Source organism: Paenibacillus sp. tmac-D7, assembly GCF_006519665.1.
GTDB lineage: Bacteria > Bacillota > Bacilli > Paenibacillales > NBRC-103111 > Paenibacillus_G > Paenibacillus_G validus.
The window spans coordinates 119,756-145,702 of sequence record NZ_VIDW01000008.1 but is presented as its reverse complement, the minus strand read 5'-3'; the positions used below and the strand labels follow the sequence as shown (position 1 = coordinate 145,702).

The window sequence follows — 25,947 nt, the reverse complement described above, 5'->3', positions numbered from 1 at the left end:
TATCCATGAAAATGAAAAGAAGCATGGTATTGTTGTTGAGCTGCTTGTTGTTTGTGACACTGATCTTCTCCGGTTGCTCCGGTGGAACGGCCGGGCCAAGTTCCCAAAACCAACCGGCGGGCAATGCTTCCTCTGACAAGGGTAAGAAAATTGTCGTTGGTGTATCCATACCTGACTTTAGCGCTATGTTTTTTACATACTTGCTTGCAGGCGCGAAGAAATATGCAGAGTCTCAGACTGATGTGAATGTCATCTATAATGATGCGCAAAATGACGCTAATAAACAGGTTAGCCAGGTTGAAACCTTCATTGCACAGAAGGTGAATGCGATTGTAATCATCCCGGTCGATACGGTTTCTGCACCGACTATAGTAGAAAAGGCAAATCAGGCGAATATTCCGATTATTATTGTGAACCGGACTTTTGATGGCATTGACAAAGCAACTGCTTATGTCGGCGGCAGTTCTATCCAATCAGGGACGATTGAAATGGAGCAAGTAGCCAAATTACTCAATGGAAAAGGCAATATTGCCATTATGGACGGAACGATGGGGGCAGAGGCGCAAATCAAACGGACGGAAGGAAATATGCAAGTCATCACCAAGTACCCGGACATGAAAGTGGTGTTACAAGGTTCGGGAGACTTTGATCGTGCCAAAGGCATGTCCTTGATGGAAAACTGGTTGAACTCCGGCAAACCTATTGACGCTGTTGTAGCTAACAATGATGAGATGGCGATCGGTGCGATCAATGCGATCAAGGCGGCAGGAAAAATGAAGGACATTTTGGTTGCAGGAATTGATGCTACACCGGACGCTTTAGAATTTATTAAGTCCGGCGAACTTAAAGTAACCGTATTCCAAGATGCGTATGGTCAAGGCGCAGGCGGGTTGGAAGCGGCTATTAAGGCGGCCAAAGGTGAACATGTTGAACATGACAATTTTATTCCCTATCAACTTGTAACGAAAGAAAACGTAGAAGAGTATGTGAAGAAATGGAAATAATCATTTTGTAGCGCTAAGGTCAGAGCAAAAGGACACTTCGCGAAGAAGTGTCCTTTTGCAGCTGACATCTTGGAAATAAAGAAAGTCAACAAATACATGGGATGGAAAGGGGAAATCTTATGAGACTATGTCTTGTAACGGATTCATTGGGGAATATGTCTTTGGAAGAAATGCTCCAAACAGCCGCATCATTAGGTTATGAGTCTTTAGAGTTTGGATGCGGCAATTGGTCGGGAGCACCGCATGTCGACTTGGATGATTTGCTCGAGAGCGTACGGAAACGCGACGCTTTTGTTAATGCCATCAAAAACGCAGGGCTCGAAATAGCAGCGTTGAATTGCTCCGGCAATCAATTGGCTCCCAATGAAGAAGGAAGATTGCATCAGGCAGTAGTGGAAAAAACCTTCAGACTCGCGGAGCTTCTCGGAGTAAAAAAGATTGTGATGATGTCCGGACTTCCCGGCGGAGGGCCCGAAGATAAAATCCCTAACTGGATCACAACAAGCTGGCCGCCGTTGAATACACAAGTTCTGAACTGGCAATGGGATGAAATTGCGATCCCTTATTGGGAGAAAACTGTGAAGCAAGCGAAAGAACACGGCATAGAAAGGATCGCTCTGGAGAATCACGGATGCCAATTGGTTTATAATGCGGAGACCCTATATAAATTAAGGAACCGTGTAGGGGAAATGGTCGGAATGAATCTTGACCCGAGCCACTTGTTTTGGATGGGAGGAGATCCCATTCTGGCTGCAAGGCATTTAGGAGAAGCCATTTATCATGTTCATGCCAAAGACGTACGTTTTGAAAGAGGAATCATTGGCAGGGATGGGGCACTTGATACCAAAACCGTCGAATGTTTTGCTGAGCGTTCATGGAATTTCGCAGCATTGGGATACGGCCATGATGCGAATTGGTGGAGCGAGTTCTTCACGGTACTCAGAATGATTGGTTATAGCGGACCCGTAAGCCTTGAAAATGAAGATCAAACTATGGATCAATTGACTGCGGTAAAAAATACTGAAAGAAACGTTGCCCAAAATTTTCGAATAAGCAGAGAAGAAGCCAGGAGGAGAAGATCATGTCTGTCACTGTGAAACGAAGGAACTATAGTATAACCGGACCAGAGAGTAGATTGGCAAAGGAAAAAGGGCTTGTTGGTGCGGAGTGGTACACCTGTCCGATACCTCGGAAGCGAATGAAAGAACTCATGAAGCGCAAGAATGGACCGGCAATTCGAGATACCATCATCTGGTTCGCTGCACTCCTAATCACGGGTGTTATAGCGTACCGCGCATGGGGGACATGGTGGGCGGTTCCGGCGTTCGCAGTTTACGGCGTTCTCTGGGGTACATGCGGTGATTCCCGACAGCACGAATCCGGACACGGAACACCATTTAAGACGCCTTGGATGAATGAAGCCCTTTATCAAATTACATCCTTTATGATTCTCCGGCCTGCTACGGTTTGGCGATGGAGTCACACTCGTCACCATACCGATACCATCATTGTAGGAAGTGACCCTGAAATTGTCACCGAACGGCCTCCCGTATGGAAAATTATTTTGATTGAATTTTTCCGGATGTTTGTCGTCGTAAAAGATTTTAAAAGGACTATGATACATTTCTTTGGTAAGATGAACGAAGAGGAAGAAAAATATATTCCTTCCTCAGAGCACAAAAAAGTGTACTGGGAAGCGCGTGTTTTTATACTCGCCTGTTTGGCTGTGATCCTTGCGTGCGTTTACATGCGAAGCATACTGCCGGCCATGTTTATCGGCTTGCCGGTTTTTTACGGCTCTTGGCTTGGTTGGTTATTTGTTCTTACGCAACACTTGGGTCTTAATGAAGATGTTCTTGATCATCGTTTGAACTGTCGTACCTTCTATACCAACCCAATTATTCGTTTCCTTTATTGGAACATGAACTATCACATCGAGCATCATATGTTTCCAATGGTACCGTATCATGCACTGCCAGCCCTACATAAAGAGATGAAGTCTGACTGTCCAGCGGCAGCCCCAAGTCTATGGGCGGCTCTAAAAGAAGTTATTTCGGTGCTTATAAGGCAACGAAAGGATCCCGCGTATAATGTTGTCCGTCCATTGCCGGCCACAGCGCGGCCGTATCGATATGGTCCCCACCCGTTTGGAACGGTGGTTTCAGACGTGACAGATGTACAGGAACTAAAGGCTACGCGGTGAAAATAGATTCGGGCAGATCATGTATGATGATCTGCTCTTTATGATTATTACAACTTTTCTTAAAGACAAATGCGGAACTGCTAAAGTAATTTAAAAGTTGACGAATGAGAAAATGTTTATTATAGGTGTTTACATACCTATATGGGTATATGTAGAATAAGAGGGGCTAACTTCAAATCCAATACATGTCTCCGTACAAAAACTTGGTTTAAGTCGGGATTTTTTTTACTCTTTTATATACCCCTATGGGTATTTGAAGGGGAAGAGCCCTATGGGATATGACATGGTTCATTACCATCTTCGTCATCGGCTTCTTGAGCTCATTCATGGATTTCAATTTTATTTTAATTGTGAATACCGGAGGGAAATAAGATGAATGATGTGCAATTGTGTGGAATGAGCTCGGCAGAATTGGCTAATAAAGTTTTGAACCATGAACGCATTTTTATTTTAGATGTTCGTAATGAAAGCGACTTTAATGATTGGAAAATAGAAGGTAAACAAGTTCAAGTAATCAATATGCCTTACTTTGAACTGCTTGAGGGTGTTGATGCCGTTCTTGATGAAATTCCGGATGATCAAGAAGTTCTGGTTGTTTGTGCGAAGGAAGGTTCCTCAATATTTGTAGCGGAGCAATTGCTTGAACAAGGTAAACAAAACATCGCTTATCTCCTTGGCGGTATGAAGTCTTGGAGTGAACATCTGGAACCGGTCAAAGTTGGGGATCTGCAAGATGGAGGAGAAATCTATCAATTTGTACGAATCGGCAAAGGATGCCTGTCTTACATGGTCATATCCAATGGTGAAGCTGCTGTGATTGATGCCGTTCGGATGACTGAAGTTTTTGCAAGCTTTGCAAAAGAAAATGGGCATCAATATGTAGGCTTAAAAGAGGAAAATGGCGTATTCCGTCACTTCATTCGAAAAGCAGAACCTTCCGAAACCAAAGCGGAGAAGCAATATCCGCATACGGTGACGAATGACGAGATCCAAGCTACAGTAACCTCCGGAGATAACGTTCAGATCCTCGACGTGCGGGAGCCGGCAGAATATGCTTTTGGTCGGATCCCCGGCGCCATATCAATTCCTATGGGAGAGCTTGAGGAGAAGATAAGCCAGCTTGATCCAAGCGGTGAGTATTATGTGGTTTGCCGTACCGGACACCGGAGTGATATAGCATGCCAAAGGTTAACCGAAAAAGGATTCAAAAGCGTTAGTAATGTAACCCCTGGTATGTCGCAATGGGCTTATGAAGTCGAAAAAGACGAAGATCAATAAGGATAGAAATTCAATTATATACCGCATGGGGGTTGGATGGAGGAGGATCGAAAGTGACAATATTCTTAATATTGTGAAATATATAGATGCCGATGCATTTTCTGAGTTTATAGGAGAAGCAACCGGAATATGGTAGTCTTCGTTCATTAAAACAAAATGGGGATGGAATTCATGGGAGAACAAAAAGAAAAAACAACGATTGTTCTTTTTAGCGGGGTATTGGATAAAGCTACCGCGGCATTCATTATTGCAAATGGAGCCGCCGCGTATGACCACGAAGTAACGATTTTCTGTACCTTTTGGGGGCTGAATGCACTTCGAAAAGATGAAGACGTTTTGGTGAAAAAGGGATTTCTGGAGAACATGTTCGCTAAAATGATGCCGCGCAGCGCAGACAAACTTGGACTATCTAAGATGAATTTCGGCGGCATAGGTCCGAAAATGATCAAGCACGTCATGAAAAAACATAATGCCTTGACTTTACCCCAATTAATCGGATTGGTGCAAGAGCAAGGCGTTACATTAGTGGCTTGTACCATGACCATGGACTTGCTCGGCTTGCAGAAGGAAGAGCCTTTAGAAGGTGTTGAATATGCGGGTTAGCAGCTTATTTAGGTGATGCTGCCGATGCGAAAGTGAATTTGTTTATTTAGTAGTGAATTTTCCTTCCTTCCTGGTTGTTTTCGTTACCCATATCGGCAATAATATACCTATACCGGTATCAATCGAAAGGAAGGATTTAATATGAAATACGATGATGATGTAAAGAAAAGATTAAAACGTATAGAAGGTCAAATTCGCGGTGTCTTGAAAATGATGGAGGAGGATCAAGACTGCAAGGATGTCGTGAACCAAATCTCCGCCGTTAGAAGCGCTGCGGATAAAGCGATTGCTTACATTGTAGCGGTGAATTTGGAGCAATGTATTATGGAGGAAAAGGAAGCCGGAAGAGATACAAGCAAAATGGTTAAACAAGCGGTTGAGTTGTTAGTGAAAAGCCATTAAAGCAACCCTTCCCGGGCATCCCTTCCGAAAAATTAACCTTCAGTCAGCGTAGTGCTCAACTTCCATATTTTTTCAACATTTTGAGCATCAGTCGCATAGCTGGGATAACTCCCTGATCCGAATATGTTCTTCAATTGTGCGATGCCTGTTTCGTTTGGTGATGGCTGAACAATCTCTCTCTTATGGTTAATAAGCTGGCCGGTAACATTCTTAAATTCATCCGAGGTGCAAATGTGAAAATAGCTATCGGCCATGCCTGACGGTAAAGGATTAGTCAGATTTTGGGCCCAAGCAAGTACTTTCCAAAAGGAACGCATTTTTTTAATCGTCTCTTTTGATAGTTTTACCCGGTTAATTTGAAGGGCATTGACTTTGATCCCCTGGCTTTTAAATTCTTCTGCCATTTTGAAGGTTAGCATCAATAGCGCCATTTTCGAATCACCGTACATTTTATAAACGCTATAAGGCCGCGTGTCGCGGAATTCGCCGCGCAGATTATCGAAGTCGATTTTCCTTTTCGGGTCGAAGAAATGTTTGATGTTTGTGGTGCAAGCATGAAGGATTCTCGGGTCTTGCGATTTTTCGAGAAGATCTGCCAATAAACGAGTCATCAAAAAAGGACCGAATGTGTTCGTAGCAAAAGTCAATTCGATATGCTCGGGGCTAAGTTTATACTCTTTTTCACCATGGCTTAAGTAGGCGGCGTTATGGATCAGAATGTCCAAGCGCGGGTATTTGGCTTTAAAAGCTGAGCAAAATGTACGAATAGAATCGAAAGAAGAAACATCAAGCTCCATCAGATCTACGTGAGTATGGTTTGAAACTTCAGTGATTTCTTTTTGTGCGGCTCTACTCATCTCCATATTGCGGCAAGCCATGATAACACGATATCCTTCTGTCGCAAACTTTAGTGCTGCCGCTTTACCTATTCCCGAATTTGCTCCTGTAATTATAACGGTTTTGTCTTTCATATCGATCCTCCTGTTTTTTCACCCTAATTTTGTCCTTCCAAATTCCCTGCCTTACGCATTTGAGCAGCGTCAATGATATCCATGGCCGTGCTATTTAATAGGTGAATCATCTTTTCCTCATCAAAATCGTCCGGCAGCAATCCATTGGCCACCATGACGGAAAGACCTGTCTGGAAAATTTTCATTTTTAATAAAATGGTCATCAGTTCCCCGTCTGTGAGGCCTTCGAGATGGGGGTCTTGTTTCATCAGCTCCACAAGCATGCCCATTTCATGATCATGATCGTTCATGTACTCATTTTTCTTCATGACCAGGTCTCGAAACAGGACACTATACTCCTTGGCGAACCGCAGACTGGCGACTCCTATATCATGAAACGGATGCCCTGTATGTTGTTCCATCAACAGCTGTTTGCTAATAGCAAAGGTCTTTTTGATAACCTCTTGGATCAGTTCGTCTACCTCTTTAAAATTGACATAGATGGGAGCGATGGAACTCCCCAGCTTCTCAGCCACCTTCCTGATCGTAATGCGATCAATGCCTTCTGTTCTTGCGATTTCAAAAGCTGCATCGATGATTTGGTCCTTCTTGAACTTTGATTTAGGTGCCATCTCGTACTCCTTGAGTCCATGTGTGTCTTGTGATACATATCATATGATCTATATCGATCATTATACAACATTTTCAGTTTTGTGGTTAGATTACGCTGCCAATCGATCCTTTTAACGTCTCATCGGCTGTCGTTGCCCGATCTGATTATGGAGCCAAGAGGATTGGAAAACTTCTCAGTCCGTATACGGCACTGTTTTCGATCGCATCTACAGTAAAGTTTTCCGGTAACGAGAGTGAAGCGTATTTTTTGATCAATTCGGTTAAGGCAATTTCAGCTTCGAGCCGGGCTAAAGGAGCACCCAAACAAAAATGATTCCCGTGTCCAAATGCTACATGATGATTCGGATGACGGTGAATGTCAAATACATCAGCGCGATCAAATTTGTTCTCGTCCCGATTTGCGGATCCTACGAAAACAATTAGAGGTTGTCCCTTTTTCAGGTGTTTGCCCCGGATCTCAACATCCTCTTTCACGACTAAAATGAGTGAAGAGGAAATGGCTGATTATTTGCTGGTCATTGTCAGGGGAATCGTACTTGAATGGTGCGTCAACAATGGCGATTACTCGTTAGAAGAAATGATGCTGAAGTTTATGAAGCGGATTCTTTCATCTGTCACTTCATGACGCTCACTTGCACATACAAATATCTTGTTCTATGATGTGCTTAATACAGTTGCATTTAGAGCTTATACAGCTGTTCTAAGGAGTGATATTAAATGAGTACAGCAAACCGCGGAGTTAACATTGGGCCTCCCCGTTTTAAAATAGCAGTTCACTCGATCGTCTGGTTAGCTAAAAGCGGCAGCGTATTATCGAGTGCCATGATCGCAAACCAGGTTGATTCGCACGCAACTTTTATGCGCAGAGTCATGCATGCGTTAGCGACAGCAGGTATCGTTGAGTCAAGGGGTGGCCGAGAGGGAGGGTATATCTTACGGAGACCAGCAGATCAAATTACGTTAGGTGAGATCTACAGTGCAGTTAGTACGGGGTTCGTGGAGCCTGATGTTAATTGCGGAGAAGCCGGTGAACAACTCGACGTTGAACTGGAAAAAATTCTCCATGAAGCCGAACAGCGAACGATTGAATACTTGCGTCAATATACGATTGCGGATGTAATGAATCGCGTCGAATTTTTCGTGATGTAATATTTTTTCTGCAAGGTACTAGTCAAACCATTATAAACCAACTATAATGTGCTTAATTGAGTTGCAGTTTCGGCTGCTCTTTTATTTTTAAATATAATGTGCCTCTTATAAGCACAAATAAACGAAGGAGCAAGAGAATGAAGATAACCGTTTTTGGATCAACCGGCCCTTTAGGAATGGAGTTAATTAAACAGGCACTTGAAGCGGGGCATGCGGTTGTTGCATTTGCCAGAAGTATAGAAAAGCTCAGCCACCTTACACACGAAAGATTGGACATAATCAAGGGTGACCTGTCTAATCGGACAGAAATCGAACGTGCTGTAACTGGAGTTGATGCCGTCATCAGTTTACTGGGTCCAAAAGGAAAGGTAATGAACACCGAATTGAGCGATGGAGTAAATATCAAGAGCTAGCATTGCTCAATTTATGCTGGATCAAGCGGCAACCGCTGAATATGTTAGAAGATCGCCTGCAATTAGCAATTAGTTCATACTACGGGGTGAAGCATGGGGAAACTTAATGTTATATGTGCCTTAATTGATTGCATATAATAAAAAAGAAGGAGTGATCAGATGGATATTTTGGCATTCGTTTTGCAAGGATTGCTGGCTCTAGCGTTTTTAATGGCAGGATTGGGGAAAATAACAGGTTCCAAGATGCATGTTGAGGGCTTTAAACATTGGCGTTGCCGCAATGGTTCCTAGTTGTTACCGGTATCGTTGAATTCGTTGGTGCTGCGGCATTGATTATCGGCTTTTGGGAATCCAGTTGGGCGGCCGCGGGCGCGCTTTGGCTTGGTGTTACGGCCATTGGGGGAATCTTGGTTCACGTACGAGTCAAGGATTCGTTCAAGCAAACGTTCCCGATCGTACTTCTTGGCCTATTATCTCTCATTGTATTTTTTATCCGCTCGTCCGAGCTTTCCGATTTTCCGGGGTTTAACTGATGAAGCAACTGCTCTGTTACAAAATATTCAAATGGTTATGAGGCAATGATTAAAAAAGGCAGTATAGAACTCGCCAGCTGAGTTTTATACTGCCTATATTTTATGATTTTCCTGCTGGTGTACGGCCAGAAGTGATCATAGGCGGTGGTCGACCGTCCATTTTTTGCTTTCCGTCGCGTTTGCTATACAATAATAAGAAATACATAGCACCTTGGAGGGATGACAATGTCTGAATTTCAACAATTATTAAGCAAGTATGCCGAGCTAGTCGTCAAGATCGGTGTAAATATTCAGAAAGGACAGACGCTGGTCGTAAACGGTACGATTGATTCTGCCGAACTGGTTCGCTTGATTGTAAAAAAAGCTTACGAATCAGGCGCTTATTTGGTCAAAGTGAATTGGACCGACGATACGGTATCCCGTTTGCGGTATGATATGGCGGCAGATGAATCGTTCCTGGAGGAGCCGAAATGGTATGCCGGGGAAATGCTGGAGCTTGTCGAGAAGGGCGCGGCGGTTATCAGTATCGTATCGTCGGATCCGGATCTGCTAAAAGGCGTGGCCCAGGAGCGGATCGTCAACTATCAGAAAACATACGGTAAAGCGATGGCTAAGTACCGGCAGTATGTGCAGTCCGACAAGTTCAGCTGGTGCGTCATTGCGGCTCCTTCGAAAAGTTGGGCTGCGAAGGTATTCCCCGGGCTGCCGGAGGAAGAACAGGTTAGCAAGCTGTGGGAGGCGATTTTCCGGACGGTGCGGGTTGATCAGCCTGATCCGGTCAAAGCGTGGGAGGAGCATATCAGCAACTTGAACCGGAAATCGGACTATCTCAATGCCAAGAAGTATAAAAAGCTGCATTATCTCGCTCCCGGCACAGACCTGACCATTGAGCTCCCCGAGGGCCATATTTGGGTAGCTGCCGACAGCATCGACGAGCGGGGGAATGCTTTTGTCGCGAACATGCCTACCGAGGAAGTGTTCACCGCGCCGTTAGCCGGCGGGGTCAACGGTACAGTATCCAGCACGAAGCCCTTAAGCTACGGAGGCCATCTGATTGATGAATTCACGCTTACATTTGAGAACGGGCGTATTGTCAATGTAACCGCCGCGCAGGGTGAAGAAACACTGAAAGGCTTGGTCGAGATGGATGAAGGCTCGCATTACTTGGGCGAAGTTGCGCTGGTTCCCCACCGGTCTCCGATTTCAGAGTCCAACATCCTTTATTACAACACACTTTTCGACGAAAATGCTTCTAATCATTTGGCTATCGGAAGCGCCTACGCTTTCTGCTTGAAGGACGGAAAAAAGATGTCACAGGATGAGCTGAAGGAAAAGGGGCTCAATACGAGTATTACCCATGTCGATTTTATGATCGGTTCGGGGGAAATGGATATTTTCGGTGTGACGGCCGACGGTACAGAGGAGCCCGTATTTAAACAGGGCAATTGGGCATTTTGATAAGACGTGCATGAAGAAAGGCTAAATACGGCTCAGCATTGAGGAAGAGTCAGCTGGTCCCGGAGATCGAAGTAAGCATATTAGGTGCCCCGCTTTTGCACCTAATATGCTTTTTTGTACCAACATCAGCAAGCCCTTGAAGGAGGCCCTCCAGGCATGAGAGAAGATCAGAAGCCGTACCAGATCATCCTCACGATGGTCAAAAACAGAACGAAATTGAAGGACTGGGTCATCTCGGAGACCATTCGAGCGGGAAAAGCGATTTTAGAGGAGAGAGAGAAGAAGGAGAAGCCTAATGTGTGGGATCGCATCTACGATGATTTCGATCTCCCCGAGGATTTGCCGCGAAAGCTCAGAGACCTGAAAAAACTGCAGCTGAAGGATTTTTGCGGCATGGAACCGCCTCAAAGGAAATGCTATAACCAGTTTGTCCATTATTGTTCGATGCTCTCCGAAGGGCTAGGCGCCGAGCCGAGCCTTAAGACGATAAGCGATAGCATACAAAGAGACCTGCAGCTTTACTTAACCACGATCCAAGAGTTTGTGGCAAATTACAACCTTACTCATCCCGTCGTGAAGGAAAAGGACGCTCCGGCTGCCTTGCCCCCGGAAGGGACGGTGAACCTGGAACCTGCGGAAGAGAACTCAGCCGCTCAAGCGGCCGGGAAGGCTGCAGCCCATGCAGCTATCATGCACCATTCCACTAAGGCAGGGGAAGGGAGGACGACGCTCTTGGACATCAGGGTAGTGAAGCTGAATGAGCTTATGGAGACCTTTCTCGATGAGATGAATATGTTCCATGCGGAATCGACCTGGGAACATATAGCCGACCATGCGGAATATGACCGCTTTATCGTGATGAAGAAACAGACGACCTTTCGGTTCAACTCGGATTATGGGGATATGGTGTTTACCGTCTTTGAAGCCCCTGTTGAAAATAATGTATATGTGATCTCGCTGGGGCCTATGGACGATGAGGTCGAAGTGGTGACCTACGAACGGATGGAGGAGGCCATTTCCGTGATTATGGAGTTTATCCATTCAAATCATGATTATGCGCTTGATCACTTGGAAAGAACGTATACGAAAACGTACGAATTGGCCGATGGAGTAACCCATACCGAGCGTTATTCCTATGACACCTTGTCCTCGATTAGCGACAAAATAGCCAAGCTGCTGTCCTAGGCTAAAACAAACGCAAACCAACCGCTTCCCTCGGGGAACGGTTGGTTTTTTTGTTCCCTTCTGCGGTGAAATCGGGGAGAACGGGGATTGCGGGGATCGCGTTACAGGCCGTGTTCAAGCCGTATACTAAACCTATCGAAAGCATGCGGCACTTCAGCGGAGGGCAGTAATAAAGAACCTTGAGCTGCCACCCGCCGCTGGTGCTGACAACCCACGATTCCAAGGAGGCTGATTCTCATGTCCAGTTCGAAGTGCGTGTCCCAACAGATCCAGTACCTGATACTATGCTCGATATTTGACGACCCGGATTACCAAAGCTCAGGCATAGCGGCAAGAAACCTGCTCGTGATTCTTTACGAGAATAAAGCGAAGTGGCTGCAGGTCGGCGTGGAAAGGGCGAACAAGTCATTCGAAAAGCGCATTCGTTGGGCGCTATCGGCGCTGGTCAAATCCCATGCGCTCCAATGCTCGGGGAACGGGACCTATCGTATGGGCAAGCAATTTCACGAGGTCTTGAAGGAGCTGACTTACGATCTCTGTGAGAAGCTCGAGGTACAGCTGGACTTCTGCGGACTCGGCTGCGAGGAGATGGAGCAGTTGTCGACAAACCGTGAGAGGCTCATGAAGAGCCTGGAGAACGGTACCGTTGCGGTCCGTATCCTGGAATCGGAGCGGGATAAGCAACTCCATCTGTTCACCGCGGAGCAGGTTACAAGACTGGCTCGGCATAGCGTAGGTCTTCAGATCTACAGCTACGCCTGATTCAGAAGGGGGCCTTATTCCGAATGGACATTAAGGTTACTCCGTTGTACGAGATGATCGAGGGCTTTCTTGAAGAGATGAATACCATCCATGCTGAAACGACATGGGAGCGTATAGCTGAGAACGCGGATTACGACCGCTATATCGTCACAAGGAAGCAGGAAACGGTCATCTTACATTCCGATTATGGAGATACGGCTTTTCGTATTGTGGAAGCCCCCCTGGAGAACAGGATCTATGTCCTTTCCATGGGGCCTATGGACGATGAGGTGGTCATCCATCTGTATGACGCGATGGAGGAAGCCATCTCATCGATTATGGAGCAGCTGAACGCAGGGAGCCCGGAAGTCCGTGTGGATCATATCGAACGATCTTATATCAAAACCTACGAAGCGGATGGCTATATGAAAACCATTCACTACGCCTACGATACCGTGTCCTCGCTTAGTCTTAAAATTGCGAAGCTGCTCGCGTAAAACGGGGGAAGCGGGGATTTCGGGGACCCCGTTTCGGCCGGCCGGCATGACCTATACTTGTTTTACAGAACACGAAAGACGTACAAGCTGCTTCATCAAAGAAGATGACGAATTAAGGAGGAGTTACCGTGATCCAGCATCGCATCCCTTTTCAATTTCTGGTTCAGGAAGGCCGGCTGACCGGTCCTCTACTCGAGGATAAGGAATCCTTCATGCGCCAATGGCAGGCCCGCAGCGTTCAAGTCACGATCACAGGACATCCCGAAAGCTCGCTGATCGTGATCACGGACTTGGCTGACACCATTGAAGCCATGCTTCCGGCAGACGCTTCGTATGAATGGGAGTTCATCGCCTCGGTCCTTTCCAAGCCCCATCAATTTATTGCCGAAATCACGGTGTATCCTTAAGGAGGACTTCAAATGCTCAAGCTGATTAGCGCAAGGACTCGTTCCCATAGTTTACAGACCGGAGAGATCATGCAGTACCTTCCGCTGCCGGAGTTAACGTATAAGGAGCTAAAAGCCGACTTCAAAGCTGCGCCGCATCTGGCCGTGATTGACGAGCTGGATTTGTCGGGGGCAGGGGGAGTGCTGGTCAAATGCAAGTACCGCGAGGATGGAATTTTGGCAGCAGCCTACTTGTTTAAGAAGTTTGAACTGCAGTCAGGACATCAGCTCAATGTGGCTGAGCAAGAGGAGGATGACGACGCCGAGACGGATGCGGACTACCCTTCCGGCGAGGAGCCGTATGACGGTGAACCGAAGGGGAACGTACCGCATGAGGTTTATTCCATCCTCTACAAGGAGGAGAACCTAACGAGCCTTCCGGTCATCACTTCCCGGGAATTAAGCAACGCTTACAATCAATCGCCGCCGATGGCCGGCGGCTTCGGCTTCCATCCCTATCAGCCTAGTTGGGGGGAGGAGAGTAAGACTAAAAAGCCCTACTGGTTTGAGGGAAAGTATCCTCTAGTGGTTACCGAGGGGCCCATGAGCTTTGTGAAACCGACGGAGGCCTTTAAGCATGTGGGCCGGTTTATCATTTACATCATGGAGGAATCGAGTTTTTTTCCGGAAGAGGATCTTCCAACGGATACGGAAACGATTGACAACTTTGAGAAAACGCTGCGGTTTGAATTGGACTTTGAGAGCTGCCGGATTGCCTCTCCTTCGAGCGTTTATTTACAGGGTGTGATTGCCGAATGCGCCAGGGAACAAGGGTACAGCCTATCGAAGACGGTGGACCGCGTCAAGCTGATTGAGCTCCTCAAAAGCTACCGCGGTCACAGCTTTGCCAGCTATCAGGATATGGAAATCTTGGTCCGCAAAGCAATTAAAAAGAAGAAGAGCCGCTCGAAAACATTAACCAAGGCTGATTTCGACAAGGTGTTTATCATTGGCGAAACGCACAAGAAGGCTTCCGCTGCTTTGAAGCCATCCGGTGCCGCAGCACTGCTGGATCAAATGATTGGGCTGGACGACGTGAAGGCTCAATTAGTCCGGGTCGTAAAGCGGATGAAGTTCGATAAGCAGCGCAGTGCCAGCGGCCTGAAGACGTCGGCAACCCACATGGCGGCCGTATTCATGGGCAGCCCCGGCACGGCCAAAACGACGACAGCCCGCATCTTCGGCCAAATGCTCTGTGAAGAAGAGGTGCTCAATAACAACCAATTTGTCGAAGTGAGCCGTAAAGATCTCGTCGGGAAGTATGTCGGCTGGACAGCCCCCACCGTAGCAGGTTTATTCGGAAAAGCGAAGGGTGGAACTATTTTTATAGATGAAGCCTATAGCCTTATGAGTGAGGGACAGAAGGATGGCTTTTCCGACGAGGCCCTGTCGGAGATTATCAGGCAGATGGAGAACAATCCGGATACCCTTGTTATTTTTGCCGGCTACACGGATAAAATGAAGCATTTTATACAAGAAGCGAATCCGGGCTTGCGTTCAAGGCTAACCAACATCATTGCCTTTGAGGATTATACGCATGAGCAAATGTGGGGGATTTTCAATTACTTTGTGACGAAGGAGGAGTATGTTCTGGCGGATGCTCCCCTCGTGAAGGAAAGGGTGGAGGAGTTTATTGAGAAGATGAAAGAGCTCGGCCCCGGGAATACGGGGAACGGCAGACTCATGCGTAAGCTATTTAAGTCGGCCGTCAGCTATATGGCGGAGCGGGAGGCTCAGGACCTGAGAACATTGACATTATCCGATGTCGAACAGGCGGCAGCTGAGTTATTCAGAGCGGAAGCGGCGGTCTTGCGCGAACAGCATGCGACAGGCAGCAGAATCGGATTTGTCGTTTGAAGCACCCGTTGTATACAGCTGATCCGCACTTTGGCCATGAGGCGGCGATTCGGATGAATTGCCGCCCCTTCGGGAGCATGGAGGAAATGGACAATGCTGTCTTTAGGCAGGAAGAACTAGGATGACGCCATTTTTTGGGTCCATCCCATTTCACTAGACTCATTAGTAAGGTAGAATATAGAAAAGGCTCAGAAAATTTCAACCCGGGATGAAGGTGTAAGATGTATATTAATGATCCTTATGTAGTGCTGAGCGTCTTGCCGGATGCCGACGAGAAAACCGTACAAAAAGCGTATCGCACGCTGATGAAAAAATACCATCCCGATATCAGCACCGAAATCAACAGCACCGAAATTGCCAAGAAAATCAATTTGGCCTATGAAATGGTCTTGAAAAAGTTCCGGCATCGTGATGCTTCCGATGCGCAGGATGCTCCTGACATGGAGGGTGCGGAGTCGGGAGGGGAGGCTTCCTTTGAAACTGGGCAGGAGGCCATGCATACGTTCAGCGTACCCGGTATGGGCGGCGGTTACTTTTCCATCGGTGAATTTCAGCTGCTGCATCTAAGCTATAGAGGCCCCATCCTAAGTCTGGCGGAGCGTATGGGCAAGGGGGACTTTGCCGAGCAGCACTTCGATGAGATTTTTACACATATTTACGACAGGCTTCATCCCAAGAAAAAAAGAATAAAGGCTGCTCGGCAAGCGAAGCCGGATGCTCCAGTAGTGTGGACGGATGCGGTAACCTTTGCGGATATGTGCTTTGAAATCATTTTGCGTATCGTGCTGGGCAAAGTCACGGAGCCGATCCGACAGCAGGAGCTTAACCGGATTACGGAGCTGGATCTATCGTGCCCGATGCTGAGCGATATCGAGGATTTAAAGTACATTCCGAATATTCGAGTGCTGGATGTATCGTTCACGGGCATCGAGGATACGAATCCAATCGAACAGCTGAAGCATTTGGATACCCTGCTCCTTTCCAAAAGCGATATCCCGTACCCTCCATCCGCGCCTTTAAGGGTCAAGGAGCTGTATATGAGCTATTGCAGCGACCTCCAGCTGGAGCATATCGGTCTGCAGACACAGCTGGAATTGCTCGATGTCTCAGGCAATGACCTTACGGATTTAGGCCCGATCGTGCAATTGACCGCCTTAACGGACTTGATCATATACAACAACAGTCTGACGAGGCTGGACGGGATCGGCCGTCTTCAGCAGCTCAAGCGGCTGGATATCTCCTTGAATCCGATCACGAATATCTCCGAGCTGGCTCAGCTTCCGGATCTGGCGTACATCAACCTCAACTGGACCCGGGTCGAAGATTATTCACCGCTGCTTCAGATGAACACCCTGCGATTTGTCGATGTGAGCTATGTCAGCGATTCGGTGCTGCAGCGGTATGAATCGCTGTGGCAGGAGCTCGAAGGCAAGGGTGTCACGGTAAAGAAAATACCGGATTGAACTCGGGAACGGTGCGAATGGATCGTTTAAGTATCTCTAGGGAGGATAGACGTTGGAGACTCATACATTGGAAATCCGAATAAACGAGCTGCTGCAGGACCCCAATTTTCTCAAACTAAAATCGCTTCAATCCAAGAGCAACCTGTTCGAAATTATCGCGGCCTCTCATACCGAAATGTGGCACAGCGCCTTTGTGAAATGGCTCATCGATCCCGGGTCCAGCCTGGGCTTAGGCACCTTTCCGCTGCAGCGTTTTTTATTTATGGTCAGCCGTTACGGCGTGTTTCATGAGGAGGCGGTGGTCGTACTGGATTTAGCCGCCATTGTGGACGAGGAAAAGCTCAAGCTCAGCGAAATGCTGTTCCAAACCGAATATGCGGACAGAAGCGGAGAGGATAAGCTTAGGCTGGACATCATCGGAACGAACGATGTGCTGAGAATTACGATTGAAAATAAAATTAAAGCGAACGAATCGAAGGATCAGACCGAGAGGTACTATCACTATCTCCAGCAATCGACCGGCAATTTTGAATACGATCTGATGATCTATTTATCCCCGGACGAGGCCAAGGCGCCTTCCTCCAGCAAGTTTATTCAGATCAATTATCAGTTGCTCTGCGATCATGTGATTAAGCCGTGCCTTCAGCATCCGGAACTTACCCCGGAGAATAAGTTTTTGATCCTGCAATATCTGGCGAATCTAGGCAAACCGATTAAAGGAGGAAAGGTGATGGCCCAACCGAACAGAGATCTTTGTCTGACTATTTATAATGCATATAAGGATGTTTTCGATGAGATTTACGTATCCGTCAAAGGTGAGGCGCCTGCTTCCAGAACAACGGCGGAGCAAATTAAAAGCTACAATATTTCCCTGTCGCAGCTGATGGAGAAGGGGATTCTGTCTTTAAGCGATCAATTCAAGGCAAGCTTCAAAGGCAAAGACTATACGGCTGCCTTGATTAAGCTTCCGGAAGACGATGCGGTTCAGATTCAGTTCCACGATCAGCTGTTTAACAGTCCCTCGAAAGCGGCCACCGCGATTACCCAAAAGAATGCGAACGGCTGGAACTTTTGGGATGTCTACGATGTGAACGGCAGATTTAAAGGGAAATTGTCCGAGTTAAGAGCGGAGTTAACCAAAGACGAACAAGAAGAGCAATGATTACCTATTCCGAGACGGCTAAAGGGTGAGGGAACGGTGGCTTTTAATCCGGATGAGCTCCATAAAATCAAATCATACAGCAGAGATCAGCATGTATCGGTCATTTACGAGTATATAGTAGGGAATAAATCCCAGGAGAAGGTGTCGGCATTAACCGGCATAGAGGAGTGGACGGTATCCTCGATTATCCGGGCCTATAACTTTAATCAGAACAAGACCGGAAGCTTTCGATCCGGTACGGACCGCGGCAAATACAGGGGCACGGAGAGAGAGCTTGTCAGCAAGTTTGTGAACCTGCATTATCCGGGAAATGTCGAGGCACGGACGACGTTTGCCGATTTTATCGCCAAGCACAAAAAGCAGGTCGCGAAGCCGCCGGCTGCTCCTCCCAGGCAGACTTACGTGCAAAGGCCCGTACAGCAAAGTCCTGTGCAGAGATTGAAGCCCCCGGTCCCGAAGCCGGCTCCTGCACCTCGTCCGGTGGTTTACCAGCCTACGGCATCCGAGCTGTATAACAAAGCGATCGGGCTTTGGAACGCGAGAAATCACAACCGGGACATGGTGGATGGGTTTAGACAGGCTGCGGAGCTGGGCCATGAGGATGCTCCTTATTATTTAGCCGTTTACTATAGAGATCGCGGGCACTATGGGGCGGAAAATCTTCAAGCGGCACAAGGCTGGTTTGCGAAGGCGCTGGAGCGCGGCTGCAGACAGGCCAAGCTTGAGTATGGGGATTTTTATTATGAGTTGGCTCTGAACGCGAAGGCTTTAAAATTATATAACACGGTAGTTCCAAGCTATGAAAAAGCGGCGAAGGCCGGTCATTCCGGCGCTCAAAACAATCTCGGCGTGCTGTATGCGAATGGGGAGGGTGTGACCCGGAACGATCAGCTGGCTGTGTATTGGTTCGATCTGGCGGCGAAGAATGGCAACCGGTTCGGGATGAGCAATCTGGCCTACAGATGGATGAACGGCTCCGGCGTTCAGCAAAATGATGTCCAAGCTTTATATTGGTTTGAAAAGGCAGCCGGCCTTGGGGATGAGGACGCAAAGAAGCAATGTGCTGATATCGCGTTTAAGCTGGGGAGAAGACTCGGCAAATCAACGGATGAGCAGGATCGGAAGCAGGCCTTTGATTACTACCAGAAGGCGTTATTGTACGGGAATCAGGAGGCGCTGTTTTACTTGGCGCACAGTTATGCAAACGGCCTTGGCGTGAATCAAAGCTATCGTCAAGCGGCCGAATACTACGAAAAAGCCGCACAGCGGGGCTCAGCAGCAGCGCAAAACAATCTGGCGGTTTTATATGCGAATGGTCATGGAGTGACACAGGATCACGGTCAAGCGCTCTATTGGTATGAGCAGGCCGCGAACAATGGCAGTAAGGTAGCCATGCGGAATATGGGCTATTGCTATAAAGAGGGAAGGGGCTGTCCGAAGAATGCCTATGGGGCTGTGCACTGGTTTGAGAAGGCGGCGGAATTAGGCGACGAGGAAGCTAGGAGCCAGTGCGCCGAAGGCGCTTATTGGATCGCCGAGCAGTTCTATAAATCCAGGGATGTGCAGGAAAAAGGGAAGGCCTTTGAATACTTCGCCAAGGCACTCAAGCATGGCCATGACAAGAGCTTGCTGAACCTGGCCGTATGCTGCGAGTATGGACATGGCGTGGAGCAAAGTTATGCGAAAGCGATTGAATATTACCAACAGGCACTAAGCAAAGGGATTGACAAAGCCTATGAATGGTTGGCGGACGCCTATTATCAGTATGGTAAAGAGTACGACGAGGAAGAGAGTTATGACGAGGCTATAGCGATGTTTGAAAAAGCGGCTGAAATGGACCATGAAGATGCGATGATCGCTTTGGCGCAGTGTTACTTTGAAGGTAAGGGAGTGAATATGGACGACCATGCCGCTGCCGAGTGGTACGTGAAGGCGGCTGAAGTCTGGTCCGCGAGGACCTCGGCTGAGGAACACTATATGGAAGCGGCCGAGAAGTGCTTCAATCACTATGAGATTGAGCGCGGTTTGGCATGGTACGAACGAGCGGCTGACTTAGGCGCCGGAAAAGCGATGGTCGCGCTGGGCAATTACTATTTCGGGGAAGAGGATTATAATGACGACCCCGAGTACGAGACCGCGATCGAATGGTATCTTAGAGCCCTGGAGCAGGGTGATGACGATGGCGAATATCATTTATACCGCTGCTATATCAAGCTTGGTGAACAAGCGTGGGAAAACAGAAATATCGAACAGGCCATAGCGATGTATAAGGAAGCTAGAAAGTACGGATATGGGGATTCAACGAAAGAGAGTCTTCACCGATGCTACTGTCATCTGGCAAGAGCTGCGGTAGACGCGGAGGACTATCGGCTGGCGGCAGAGCATTATGAACAAGCGGAAGAACATGAGCGGCTCGGTGAAGAAGAAGACGCCTATATAGAGAAGATCGGTGATCATTTTTATGATAGCGAAGACTATTACGGTGCATGGAATTGGTACAAGAAGTCCGGAAATTTGGCTCGGCAGACGGGCCGGGCTCAAAATGCCATAGGCTTGTCCTACATCAGGAAGAACGGGAAACAGCCTGATTTCGTTCAGGCCTTCTATTGGTGTAAGCAAGCGGCGGAACAGGGATTTAGCCCCGCCCAGTACAATGTGGGCGGCTTTTATCTCAACGGGGACGGCGTTCAACGGGACTTTACGAATGCGGTGTACTGGTATGAGCAGGCCGCCAAGAATAGACACAAAAATTCGTTACATAACTTGGCCTTTCTATACATGTCGGGCATGGGGGTTCCCCAGGACTTGGATCAAGCGGAGGAGCTGCTGACCGCGGCTTATTTACAGGGCTTCGATAATCGCACCTACCGGTTTACATGCAAGCCGCTGTCTCCCTTGAGAAGCTTGCTTGCCCGGACCGCCTCCGTGAAACCGAGTCCTCTGGAGAGTATGAGAACGTTGTGCGCTTTAAAATACCCGAACGAAGACGGGCAAAGGCTTCTAAAGTTTGCTGACTTCTTAGTCAAGGAAAGACAATGCTTCGAATTGATCTATGAAATCGGCCTGTCCTATGAAACGGGCTACAGCCCCCTGCTCGGCGTTCGCGTCGAATCGGACATGGCGAAAGCATTCGTTTACTACAAGGAAGCCGTGGATAAAGCAGGCGATGTCCGGGCGATCGGTAAGCTTGGACATTGCTATAGACACGGCAAGGGGATCGGGCAAAGTGACGAAAGGGCAATAGAAGCCTATAAACGAGGTGAAGCTTTGAAAGATCCCGAATCGTTGAACGCGCTTGGGGAGTGCTATTTCACTGGACAAGGGGTCGGACAGGACTATAGCAAGACGTTTGAGTATTGCTCCTACGCGGCGGAACAGGGCCATGCCGAGGCGCAGTATAATGTGGGCTTCTGTTATGAGAACGGCTACGGTGTGGAGCGGAATGAAAGGGCTGCATTGGAGTGGTATGTAAAGTCGGCTGAGCAGGGCTTTGCCTTGGCTGAACAGCAAGTAGCCGTATGCTACGAGCTGGGCATCGGCGTCGAACCGAGTCCGGAGAAGGCAAGGGAGTGGCTGGCGAAGGCTGGAGCGAAGTCATCGAATGCTATTCTACAACAATATCATCCGGATTGATTTCGGGACCAAATTCCTTCTTCAGGTATTCATCATAAAGTTTATGCAAAAACTGCTCTTTCCCTAATGCTTCAAGCTCGCTGTTAATCCAATCATTCAATTCTTTGTTCCCTTTTTTGACTCCACCAGCCCAAGGGGTAGGCTCTATTTGCTCCGTGGGCCGGAGTTACTCCCTATTACTTTTTTGTCAACAGGCCGGTTGCAGGGAACCGAGCCTTCGTGCTCACACTGGAGGAAGTCTATCATATCGTAGAAGAAGCGAAAGCAAGAACGTCCGGTTTAGGAAAACGAGTTAGGCTTTGTATGAGTCATACCTCGGGGAAAGTAGAGATCCTGGCCATTGAAGACGGGAAAGCGTATTTAAAATATCACCAGTCTCGCGAAGGTCAATATGGAAAGCTTATGGTTTTGGATTGCCCGAAAGAGGCTGCCTGGTTTGTTTCCGTCAACGAAATGCCGGATCTTCCTCAGAAGGAAATAGATTGATCGTTGGTTTACAAAACCTGTATGAGGTGAAATGCAATGGAACAACCGAGCCATGATACTTCTCTCGATCGTCCGATTGTCGGCGTCATTTTGGGTATTAAGCCAATGCCGCTGTATAGGATGAATAGATATCCCCGATTGAAAAAGCTTGCCGATGCGAACTTGGAAGCCAAAACGACCCTTACCTTTTTTTGCGTCGACGATGTGGATATTTTCAACAAAACAATTAATGGAACTTATTATAATTACAAGACCAAGAGATGGGAGAAAAAGCAATTTTCTTATCCCGATGTCGTCTATGTCCGAGGCGGCTCAGGTAAGGCGATTGATAATCTGTTAGCGGAGTTCGACCGTTTGGGGATCAAGAAAATTAATCCTATTCATGCATTTAATAAAGGTGATCTCTACGAGCTATTAAACCAGGATGAGAATGTACGCTCCTATTTGCCGCCTACCCAAAATGTTCAAACGATGGATGAAATCAGGAGCATGATACGGAAGCAAGGCACAGTGTATGTGAAAGCGCGTCGCGGAAGAAAGGGTACCAAGGTGATGCGTATTGAAAAACTGCGTAATAACGGTTATCTGTACAGCTATTCAATTCTGGGATATTTGGTTCGCAAGAGAGTCAATACGATTACTGACTTGGAAAAAGCAATTAAATCCTTCTTCGGGAACCGGGCGTTGATCGTACAGCGTGCGATCGATTTGGTCAGAGTCCGTAACAACCGCCTCTGCGATTTTCGAGCTGAGCTCCAAAGAAACAAACAAGGAGAAATCGATATCGTTGGGGTTTGCGTCCGTGTAGGCCGGCAAAACTCCCCGATCACCACCCACTCCTCTGCCTATCGATATGATACACATCTAAAGAATATATTCCCACATTACACGAACGAGCAGATCGAAGCCTTAAAAGAAAAAATCAATACTTTTTTGATCGATATCTATACAGGGGTTGAAAAAAAATACGGAAAGTTCGGAGAAATCGGGATAGACTTCGCTGTAGATCGGAAGGGGAAGATCTGGCTCATTGAATGCAACGCGCAATCGGCCAAGGTATCAATCGTAAAGGCCTATGGAGCGAAGTCACGCAGAGCGTTTCTGAATCCATTGGAATATGCAAAAGCAATTATGGGCACTGACCGCAGCAATACAGTTATCCCGAGCGACATGATGTACCCCAAGTTATCTATAAGAGGGTGATATCCATGTCGAGAATGACGCGGTCTCGAACCCATGCTTCAACAGGAGGATAGATGACGGTCTCGCATATTTTTGAAACGAAGAAACGGTTGGAGAGGTTTTTGAAAGAGGGTGCCATATGAGGCATACGGTTATCCGAAGTAAAATGAAAAAGGGTTCACCACTCATGGACGACCCGATTATTTCGCGTTATGTACCGAAAACAGACTGGTTTCATGCCACAAGCCTTAGGAGAATGCTCCGATCCTATTCTACTGTATATATCAAGCCGGATATCGGCAGAAGAGGAAACGGAATCGTTCGCGTGAAAAAGCGTAATAGCTCCACAAGTGAGATTTCGTATAGAGATATAACGATCCGATGCTCTACTGAAGATGTATATGATGAGCTGCAGAAGATATTGAATCCTAATAAGAAATACCTGATTCAGCAGGGCATTGATTTGGCAACCTATCATGGGCGCCCATTTGATGTGCGCATTGTCCTGCAAAAGCCTTTGAACCGATGGCATCTTTCCTGGGTCAGTGCCAAGGTTGCGCCTCAGAAATCATCTGTTGTAACCAATGTAGCCAAAGGAGCCAGGGACGTAAGGATAAACAGGACATTGAAAGGAATGGATCAGCCCTTAAACAGATTAGAAGTGATGAGAGAATTAATCGATGTCTCCTACCAGATTGTTCAAATACTGGACTCACGCTTCTCTCTAAAGATCGTCGGTTTAGATATGGGCATCGATAAGAAAGGAAGAGTATGGTTTATCGAAGCGAATACCAGGCCGGACTTTAAGGGTTTAGGGAAGCTTGATCTAAGGCAGTATCGCAGATATCTCAAAGCAAAAAAATTGGCAGCCAGAGGGCGAGATTATGCCTATAGAGAGATATCAGGATCGGGGAAGGAAATCCCCAGGCGTCATCCGGAACGAGCGAATGAAGGATGACGATATTAAGTAAGGTTGTAAAAGTGGATGAGCTATCGCCAATTGTGGAGAAGCTTACCGGCGAACAGGCCAGCTGGTTACGGTGAATGTTATTTAGGACTTGTGTGATGTCCATTTGACAATGATAATCGTTATCAATTAAACTTGAATAAGAGCGAGCACCGGCGCCTAAATGTTTCAAGAAGCGGCACAATAAGGCAAGCAGAAGGAGGAGGAACCCGTGCTTATTCAAACCAGAACCGTCACGGTGGAGAAGGGCAATGCGGACAAAGTCGTTGAACGCTTCAGCAAGGAAGGTCCGCTTGACGGGAGGGAAGGCTTGATCGATATTACCGTCATGGTGAACAAGAGAAGTAAAGAAAACGAAGAGGTCGTCATCGTCGTTCGCTGGGAATCGGAGGAAGCCTGGAAAAATTGGGAGAAGAGCCCCGAGCACATTCAAGGGCACCGGAACAGCAAGGGACAACAACCGCCTGAGTATGTGATCAGCACGAATGTGAGCATGTATGAAGTGAAAGCCGTCAGAAAAGGCAAGTTCGTTCAAACGACGTAACTGGAAATCGCGAAATAACCAAAGGCTGTCCTTCCCTCATCTTGAGGGTGCGGGGCAGCCTGTTGCCGTTAGATACTTCTTGTCTAAGTCTCTCGCTTGGCTTTGGTCCTGTAAACGATCAAAATCGTGCTTCTTTGGGTCTCTTTCCCGGAAGGCGTTGTCTTTATAACCGAGCCGTAACACACATTTACGACCTGAGTCTCATTTAATCCCGCCAAAAACTCGTTAGCCTTATGTTCCGCATAAGAGTTATCCGTATCAACGAATTCTTTAACTTGGATCATCGAAGTACCTCCTTTCAGCTAGTTTCAGGTAACATTTAATGTAAAAAGAGTATAAAAATGGATCGAGGCATCCCGCGATAATAGCGGAATGCCTGCACTTAAGTAAGCTTAGCACCCCAAAGTATAAGTGTCAATCGATCTTTTGTTGTCGATGAGATTTGGATTGGATTTACAGATATTACTTGGTATAATGATCTGAAGGTCTCCCTTGTGGAGACCTCTATTTACTTAGGAGGGATTTGTATGAGAATGTTCACTAGCTACTCTAAATGGGTTGTGTTCAGTAAGGGAGGGGAAATCTACTATGAACCGTAGTATTATGTATCAAGGTTCACGAACCCAACTGATTAATCAACTTGTTTATTTTGATGAAGAAAAGTTCAATTTCTTGAATCAGTATTTTCCGGAACACAACCTGAAACGCAGCACGGTTGAGCAGGTATTGGCTGTTTATGCGACCACGCTTGAGAAGATAGTCGCTGATCTAACCGAAGAGAATCTAAATTCCGTCGCACTGATTGGCAGTCAATTGGAGCTGCGGTATTTAGATGACGATTCGCCCGAGTCGTACACCATTGTTTTCCCGCATCTGGCGGACCCCAATAACAACAAGATATCTTTCTTGTCTCCTCTCGGGTTTCAGTTATTGATGGCTAAATCTCAAGAGACCTATCGGCTTGATGTACCTTCCGGTGAAATCCGGCTAAGAGTAGAAGGCATCAAGTTCGTTAACAGCGGCGATGTAAATTAGCCCATATAGAGGATTGAAACGAGCCGGCTTACTGATCCGTTTATAATTGGCAGGCATAGGGAAAGCGTCGGGTGACAGATCGTGTTGATGATCTGCCCGACGTTTTTTTCAGGTGCGGCAGTC

Annotated in this window: 27 protein-coding genes and 2 pseudogenes; 24 read left to right on the top strand and 5 right to left on the bottom strand. The window is 47.2% G+C overall.

Annotated features, from left to right (window positions below):
* Positions 1–5 precede the first annotated feature (5 nt).
* From FKP33_RS08440 to FKP33_RS08415, 6 genes and pseudogenes are all read left to right on the top strand, one after another.
* Positions 6–1,004 carry a sugar ABC transporter substrate-binding protein gene (locus tag FKP33_RS08440; protein WP_054795615.1) on the top strand — a complete coding sequence of 333 codons (999 nt, stop codon included), beginning with the start codon at positions 6–8 and terminating at the stop codon, positions 1,002–1,004.
* Between the two features lie 119 nt (positions 1,005–1,123).
* Complete coding sequence (locus FKP33_RS08435; RefSeq protein ID WP_141334497.1) at positions 1,124–2,101, top strand: sugar phosphate isomerase/epimerase family protein; 978 nt, start codon at positions 1,124–1,126, stop codon at positions 2,099–2,101.
* Positions 2,086–3,207: a fatty acid desaturase family protein gene (locus tag FKP33_RS08430; RefSeq protein WP_141334496.1), complete on the top strand. Its 1,122-nt coding sequence runs from the start codon at positions 2,086–2,088 to the stop codon at positions 3,205–3,207. The genes FKP33_RS08435 and FKP33_RS08430 overlap by 16 nt, the downstream gene beginning before the upstream one ends.
* Before the next feature lie 372 nt (positions 3,208–3,579).
* The gene (locus tag FKP33_RS08425; RefSeq protein ID WP_141334495.1) at positions 3,580–4,485 is read left to right on the top strand and encodes a rhodanese-like domain-containing protein; all 906 of its coding nucleotides are present in this window, start codon (positions 3,580–3,582) and stop codon (positions 4,483–4,485) included.
* 171 nt (positions 4,486–4,656) lie between these two features.
* A pseudogene (locus FKP33_RS08420) lies at positions 4,657–5,138 on the top strand (DsrE/DsrF/DrsH-like family protein).
* 91 nt (positions 5,139–5,229) lie between these two features.
* The gene (locus tag FKP33_RS08415; protein ID WP_141334494.1) at positions 5,230–5,490 is read left to right on the top strand and encodes a metal-sensitive transcriptional regulator; all 261 of its coding nucleotides are present in this window, start codon (positions 5,230–5,232) and stop codon (positions 5,488–5,490) included.
* Positions 5,491–5,522: 32 nt separating this feature from the next.
* Here FKP33_RS08415 and FKP33_RS08410 read toward each other — a convergent pair whose 3' ends face one another.
* The 3 genes from FKP33_RS08410 to FKP33_RS28065 all read right to left on the bottom strand — a co-directional run bounded on the left by FKP33_RS08410 (position 5,523) and on the right by FKP33_RS28065 (position 7,547).
* Positions 5,523–6,461, bottom strand: a complete 939-nt coding sequence (locus FKP33_RS08410) for an SDR family NAD(P)-dependent oxidoreductase (RefSeq protein WP_141334493.1) — start codon at positions 6,459–6,461, stop codon at positions 5,523–5,525.
* A 23-nt stretch (positions 6,462–6,484) separates the two neighbouring features.
* Entirely contained in the window at positions 6,485–7,072 is a 588-nt protein-coding gene (locus tag FKP33_RS08405) for a TetR/AcrR family transcriptional regulator (RefSeq protein ID WP_141334492.1), read from the bottom strand.
* 145 nt (positions 7,073–7,217) lie between these two features.
* The gene (locus tag FKP33_RS28065; protein ID WP_181410083.1) at positions 7,218–7,547 is read right to left on the bottom strand and encodes a cytochrome P450; all 330 of its coding nucleotides are present in this window, start codon (positions 7,545–7,547) and stop codon (positions 7,218–7,220) included.
* A 243-nt stretch (positions 7,548–7,790) separates the two neighbouring features.
* Here FKP33_RS28065 and FKP33_RS08395 point away from each other — a divergent pair, with 243 nt between their 5' ends.
* The 13 genes from FKP33_RS08395 (at position 7,791) to FKP33_RS08340 (ending at position 21,610) form a co-directional block, all read left to right on the top strand.
* Entirely contained in the window at positions 7,791–8,222 is a 432-nt protein-coding gene (locus FKP33_RS08395; protein ID WP_127609371.1) for an RrF2 family transcriptional regulator, read from the top strand.
* A 137-nt stretch (positions 8,223–8,359) separates the two neighbouring features.
* Positions 8,360–8,635: an NAD(P)-dependent oxidoreductase gene (locus tag FKP33_RS08390; protein ID WP_127609369.1), complete on the top strand. Its 276-nt coding sequence runs from the start codon at positions 8,360–8,362 to the stop codon at positions 8,633–8,635.
* Between the two features lie 159 nt (positions 8,636–8,794).
* Positions 8,795–8,926, top strand: a complete 132-nt coding sequence (locus FKP33_RS27630) for a DoxX family protein (RefSeq protein ID WP_258313415.1) — start codon at positions 8,795–8,797, stop codon at positions 8,924–8,926.
* Positions 8,902–9,168, top strand: a complete 267-nt coding sequence (locus FKP33_RS27625) for a DoxX family protein (protein WP_306439342.1) — start codon at positions 8,902–8,904, stop codon at positions 9,166–9,168. Before FKP33_RS27630 ends, FKP33_RS27625 begins: the two co-directional genes overlap by 25 nt.
* Positions 9,169–9,393: 225 nt before the next feature.
* Complete coding sequence (locus tag FKP33_RS08380; protein WP_127609365.1) at positions 9,394–10,626, top strand: aminopeptidase; 1,233 nt, start codon at positions 9,394–9,396, stop codon at positions 10,624–10,626.
* A 156-nt stretch (positions 10,627–10,782) separates the two neighbouring features.
* Positions 10,783–11,811, top strand: a complete 1,029-nt coding sequence (locus FKP33_RS08375) for a hypothetical protein (RefSeq protein ID WP_141334490.1) — start codon at positions 10,783–10,785, stop codon at positions 11,809–11,811.
* A 237-nt stretch (positions 11,812–12,048) separates the two neighbouring features.
* Complete coding sequence (locus FKP33_RS08370) at positions 12,049–12,573, top strand: hypothetical protein (RefSeq protein WP_141334489.1); 525 nt, start codon at positions 12,049–12,051, stop codon at positions 12,571–12,573.
* A gap of 23 nt (positions 12,574–12,596) precedes the next feature.
* Positions 12,597–13,049 (top strand): hypothetical protein, encoded by a 453-nt coding sequence (locus tag FKP33_RS08365; protein WP_127609360.1) that lies wholly within the window; start codon positions 12,597–12,599, stop codon positions 13,047–13,049.
* Between the two features lie 128 nt (positions 13,050–13,177).
* Positions 13,178–13,456, top strand: coding sequence for a hypothetical protein (locus tag FKP33_RS08360; RefSeq protein ID WP_054795622.1), 279 nt, complete (start codon positions 13,178–13,180; stop codon positions 13,454–13,456).
* Positions 13,457–13,468: 12 nt separating this feature from the next.
* Complete coding sequence (locus tag FKP33_RS08355) at positions 13,469–15,352, top strand: ATP-binding protein (RefSeq protein WP_141334488.1); 1,884 nt, start codon at positions 13,469–13,471, stop codon at positions 15,350–15,352.
* A 221-nt stretch (positions 15,353–15,573) separates the two neighbouring features.
* On the top strand, positions 15,574–16,815 hold the full coding sequence (locus FKP33_RS08350; protein WP_127609356.1) for a DnaJ domain-containing protein: 1,242 nt from the start codon (positions 15,574–15,576) through the stop codon (positions 16,813–16,815).
* Between the two features lie 52 nt (positions 16,816–16,867).
* A complete protein-coding gene (locus FKP33_RS08345) occupies positions 16,868–17,977 on the top strand; it encodes a PD-(D/E)XK nuclease family protein (RefSeq protein ID WP_141334487.1) in 1,110 nt (369 codons plus the stop codon).
* A gap of 36 nt (positions 17,978–18,013) precedes the next feature.
* Positions 18,014–21,610, top strand: a complete 3,597-nt coding sequence (locus tag FKP33_RS08340) for a tetratricopeptide repeat protein (protein ID WP_141334486.1) — start codon at positions 18,014–18,016, stop codon at positions 21,608–21,610.
* On the opposite strand, the gene FKP33_RS27430 is transcribed toward FKP33_RS08340, so the two are convergent.
* Complete coding sequence (locus FKP33_RS27430) at positions 21,582–21,710, bottom strand: hypothetical protein (RefSeq protein ID WP_258313411.1); 129 nt, start codon at positions 21,708–21,710, stop codon at positions 21,582–21,584. The genes FKP33_RS08340 and FKP33_RS27430 overlap by 29 nt on opposite strands.
* A 56-nt stretch (positions 21,711–21,766) precedes the next feature.
* On the opposite strand from FKP33_RS27430, the pseudogene FKP33_RS08335 reads away from it, so the two are divergent.
* The 4 genes and pseudogenes from FKP33_RS08335 to FKP33_RS08320 all read left to right on the top strand — a co-directional run.
* Positions 21,767–22,096: pseudogene (locus FKP33_RS08335) on the top strand (KamA family radical SAM protein); the annotation flags it as partial.
* Positions 22,097–22,132: 36 nt separating this feature from the next.
* Positions 22,133–23,299 carry a YheC/YheD family endospore coat-associated protein gene (locus tag FKP33_RS08330; protein ID WP_141334485.1) on the top strand — a complete coding sequence of 389 codons (1,167 nt, stop codon included), beginning with the start codon at positions 22,133–22,135 and terminating at the stop codon, positions 23,297–23,299.
* A 118-nt stretch (positions 23,300–23,417) separates the two neighbouring features.
* The gene (locus tag FKP33_RS08325) at positions 23,418–24,236 is read left to right on the top strand and encodes a YheC/YheD family protein (protein WP_141334484.1); all 819 of its coding nucleotides are present in this window, start codon (positions 23,418–23,420) and stop codon (positions 24,234–24,236) included.
* Positions 24,237–24,456: 220 nt separating this feature from the next.
* On the top strand, positions 24,457–24,789 hold the full coding sequence (locus FKP33_RS08320) for an antibiotic biosynthesis monooxygenase (protein WP_054795643.1): 333 nt from the start codon (positions 24,457–24,459) through the stop codon (positions 24,787–24,789).
* An 83-nt stretch (positions 24,790–24,872) separates the two neighbouring features.
* On the opposite strand, the gene FKP33_RS08315 is transcribed toward FKP33_RS08320, so the two are convergent.
* On the bottom strand, positions 24,873–25,073 hold the full coding sequence (locus FKP33_RS08315; RefSeq protein ID WP_141334483.1) for a sporulation protein Cse60: 201 nt from the start codon (positions 25,071–25,073) through the stop codon (positions 24,873–24,875).
* Positions 25,074–25,377: 304 nt separating this feature from the next.
* Here FKP33_RS08315 and FKP33_RS08310 point away from each other — a divergent pair, with 304 nt between their 5' ends.
* Positions 25,378–25,824: a GreA/GreB family elongation factor gene (locus FKP33_RS08310; RefSeq protein ID WP_127609344.1), complete on the top strand. Its 447-nt coding sequence runs from the start codon at positions 25,378–25,380 to the stop codon at positions 25,822–25,824.
* The last annotated feature ends 123 nt before the right edge of the window (positions 25,825–25,947 follow it).

What these genes read in the sequence shown, in the direction of transcription:
- FKP33_RS08440 (WP_054795615.1), top strand. Translation starts at nt 6, where the DNA reads ATGAAAATGAAAAGAAGCATGGTATTGTTGTTGAGCTGCTTGTTGTTT.
- FKP33_RS08435 (WP_141334497.1), top strand. Translation starts at nt 1,124, where the DNA reads ATGAGACTATGTCTTGTAACGGATTCATTGGGGAATATGTCTTTGGAA.
- FKP33_RS08430 (WP_141334496.1), top strand. Translation starts at nt 2,086, where the DNA reads ATGTCTGTCACTGTGAAACGAAGGAACTATAGTATAACCGGACCAGAG.
- FKP33_RS08425 (WP_141334495.1), top strand. Translation starts at nt 3,580, where the DNA reads ATGAATGATGTGCAATTGTGTGGAATGAGCTCGGCAGAATTGGCTAAT.
- FKP33_RS08415 (WP_141334494.1), top strand. Translation starts at nt 5,230, where the DNA reads ATGAAATACGATGATGATGTAAAGAAAAGATTAAAACGTATAGAAGGT.
- FKP33_RS08410 (WP_141334493.1), bottom strand. Translation starts at nt 6,461, where the DNA reads ATGAAAGACAAAACCGTTATAATTACAGGAGCAAATTCGGGAATAGGT.
- FKP33_RS08405 (WP_141334492.1), bottom strand. Translation starts at nt 7,072, where the DNA reads ATGGCACCTAAATCAAAGTTCAAGAAGGACCAAATCATCGATGCAGCT.
- FKP33_RS08395 (WP_127609371.1), top strand. Translation starts at nt 7,791, where the DNA reads ATGAGTACAGCAAACCGCGGAGTTAACATTGGGCCTCCCCGTTTTAAA.
- FKP33_RS08390 (WP_127609369.1), top strand. Translation starts at nt 8,360, where the DNA reads ATGAAGATAACCGTTTTTGGATCAACCGGCCCTTTAGGAATGGAGTTA.
- FKP33_RS27630 (WP_258313415.1), top strand. Translation starts at nt 8,795, where the DNA reads ATGGATATTTTGGCATTCGTTTTGCAAGGATTGCTGGCTCTAGCGTTT.
- FKP33_RS08380 (WP_127609365.1), top strand. Translation starts at nt 9,394, where the DNA reads ATGTCTGAATTTCAACAATTATTAAGCAAGTATGCCGAGCTAGTCGTC.
- FKP33_RS08375 (WP_141334490.1), top strand. Translation starts at nt 10,783, where the DNA reads ATGAGAGAAGATCAGAAGCCGTACCAGATCATCCTCACGATGGTCAAA.
- FKP33_RS08370 (WP_141334489.1), top strand. Translation starts at nt 12,049, where the DNA reads ATGTCCAGTTCGAAGTGCGTGTCCCAACAGATCCAGTACCTGATACTA.
- FKP33_RS08365 (WP_127609360.1), top strand. Translation starts at nt 12,597, where the DNA reads ATGGACATTAAGGTTACTCCGTTGTACGAGATGATCGAGGGCTTTCTT.
- FKP33_RS08355 (WP_141334488.1), top strand. Translation starts at nt 13,469, where the DNA reads ATGCTCAAGCTGATTAGCGCAAGGACTCGTTCCCATAGTTTACAGACC.
- FKP33_RS08350 (WP_127609356.1), top strand. Translation starts at nt 15,574, where the DNA reads ATGTATATTAATGATCCTTATGTAGTGCTGAGCGTCTTGCCGGATGCC.
- FKP33_RS08330 (WP_141334485.1), top strand. Translation starts at nt 22,133, where the DNA reads ATGGAACAACCGAGCCATGATACTTCTCTCGATCGTCCGATTGTCGGC.
- FKP33_RS08325 (WP_141334484.1), top strand. Translation starts at nt 23,418, where the DNA reads ATGAGGCATACGGTTATCCGAAGTAAAATGAAAAAGGGTTCACCACTC.
- FKP33_RS08315 (WP_141334483.1), bottom strand. Translation starts at nt 25,073, where the DNA reads ATGATCCAAGTTAAAGAATTCGTTGATACGGATAACTCTTATGCGGAA.
- FKP33_RS08310 (WP_127609344.1), top strand. Translation starts at nt 25,378, where the DNA reads ATGAACCGTAGTATTATGTATCAAGGTTCACGAACCCAACTGATTAAT.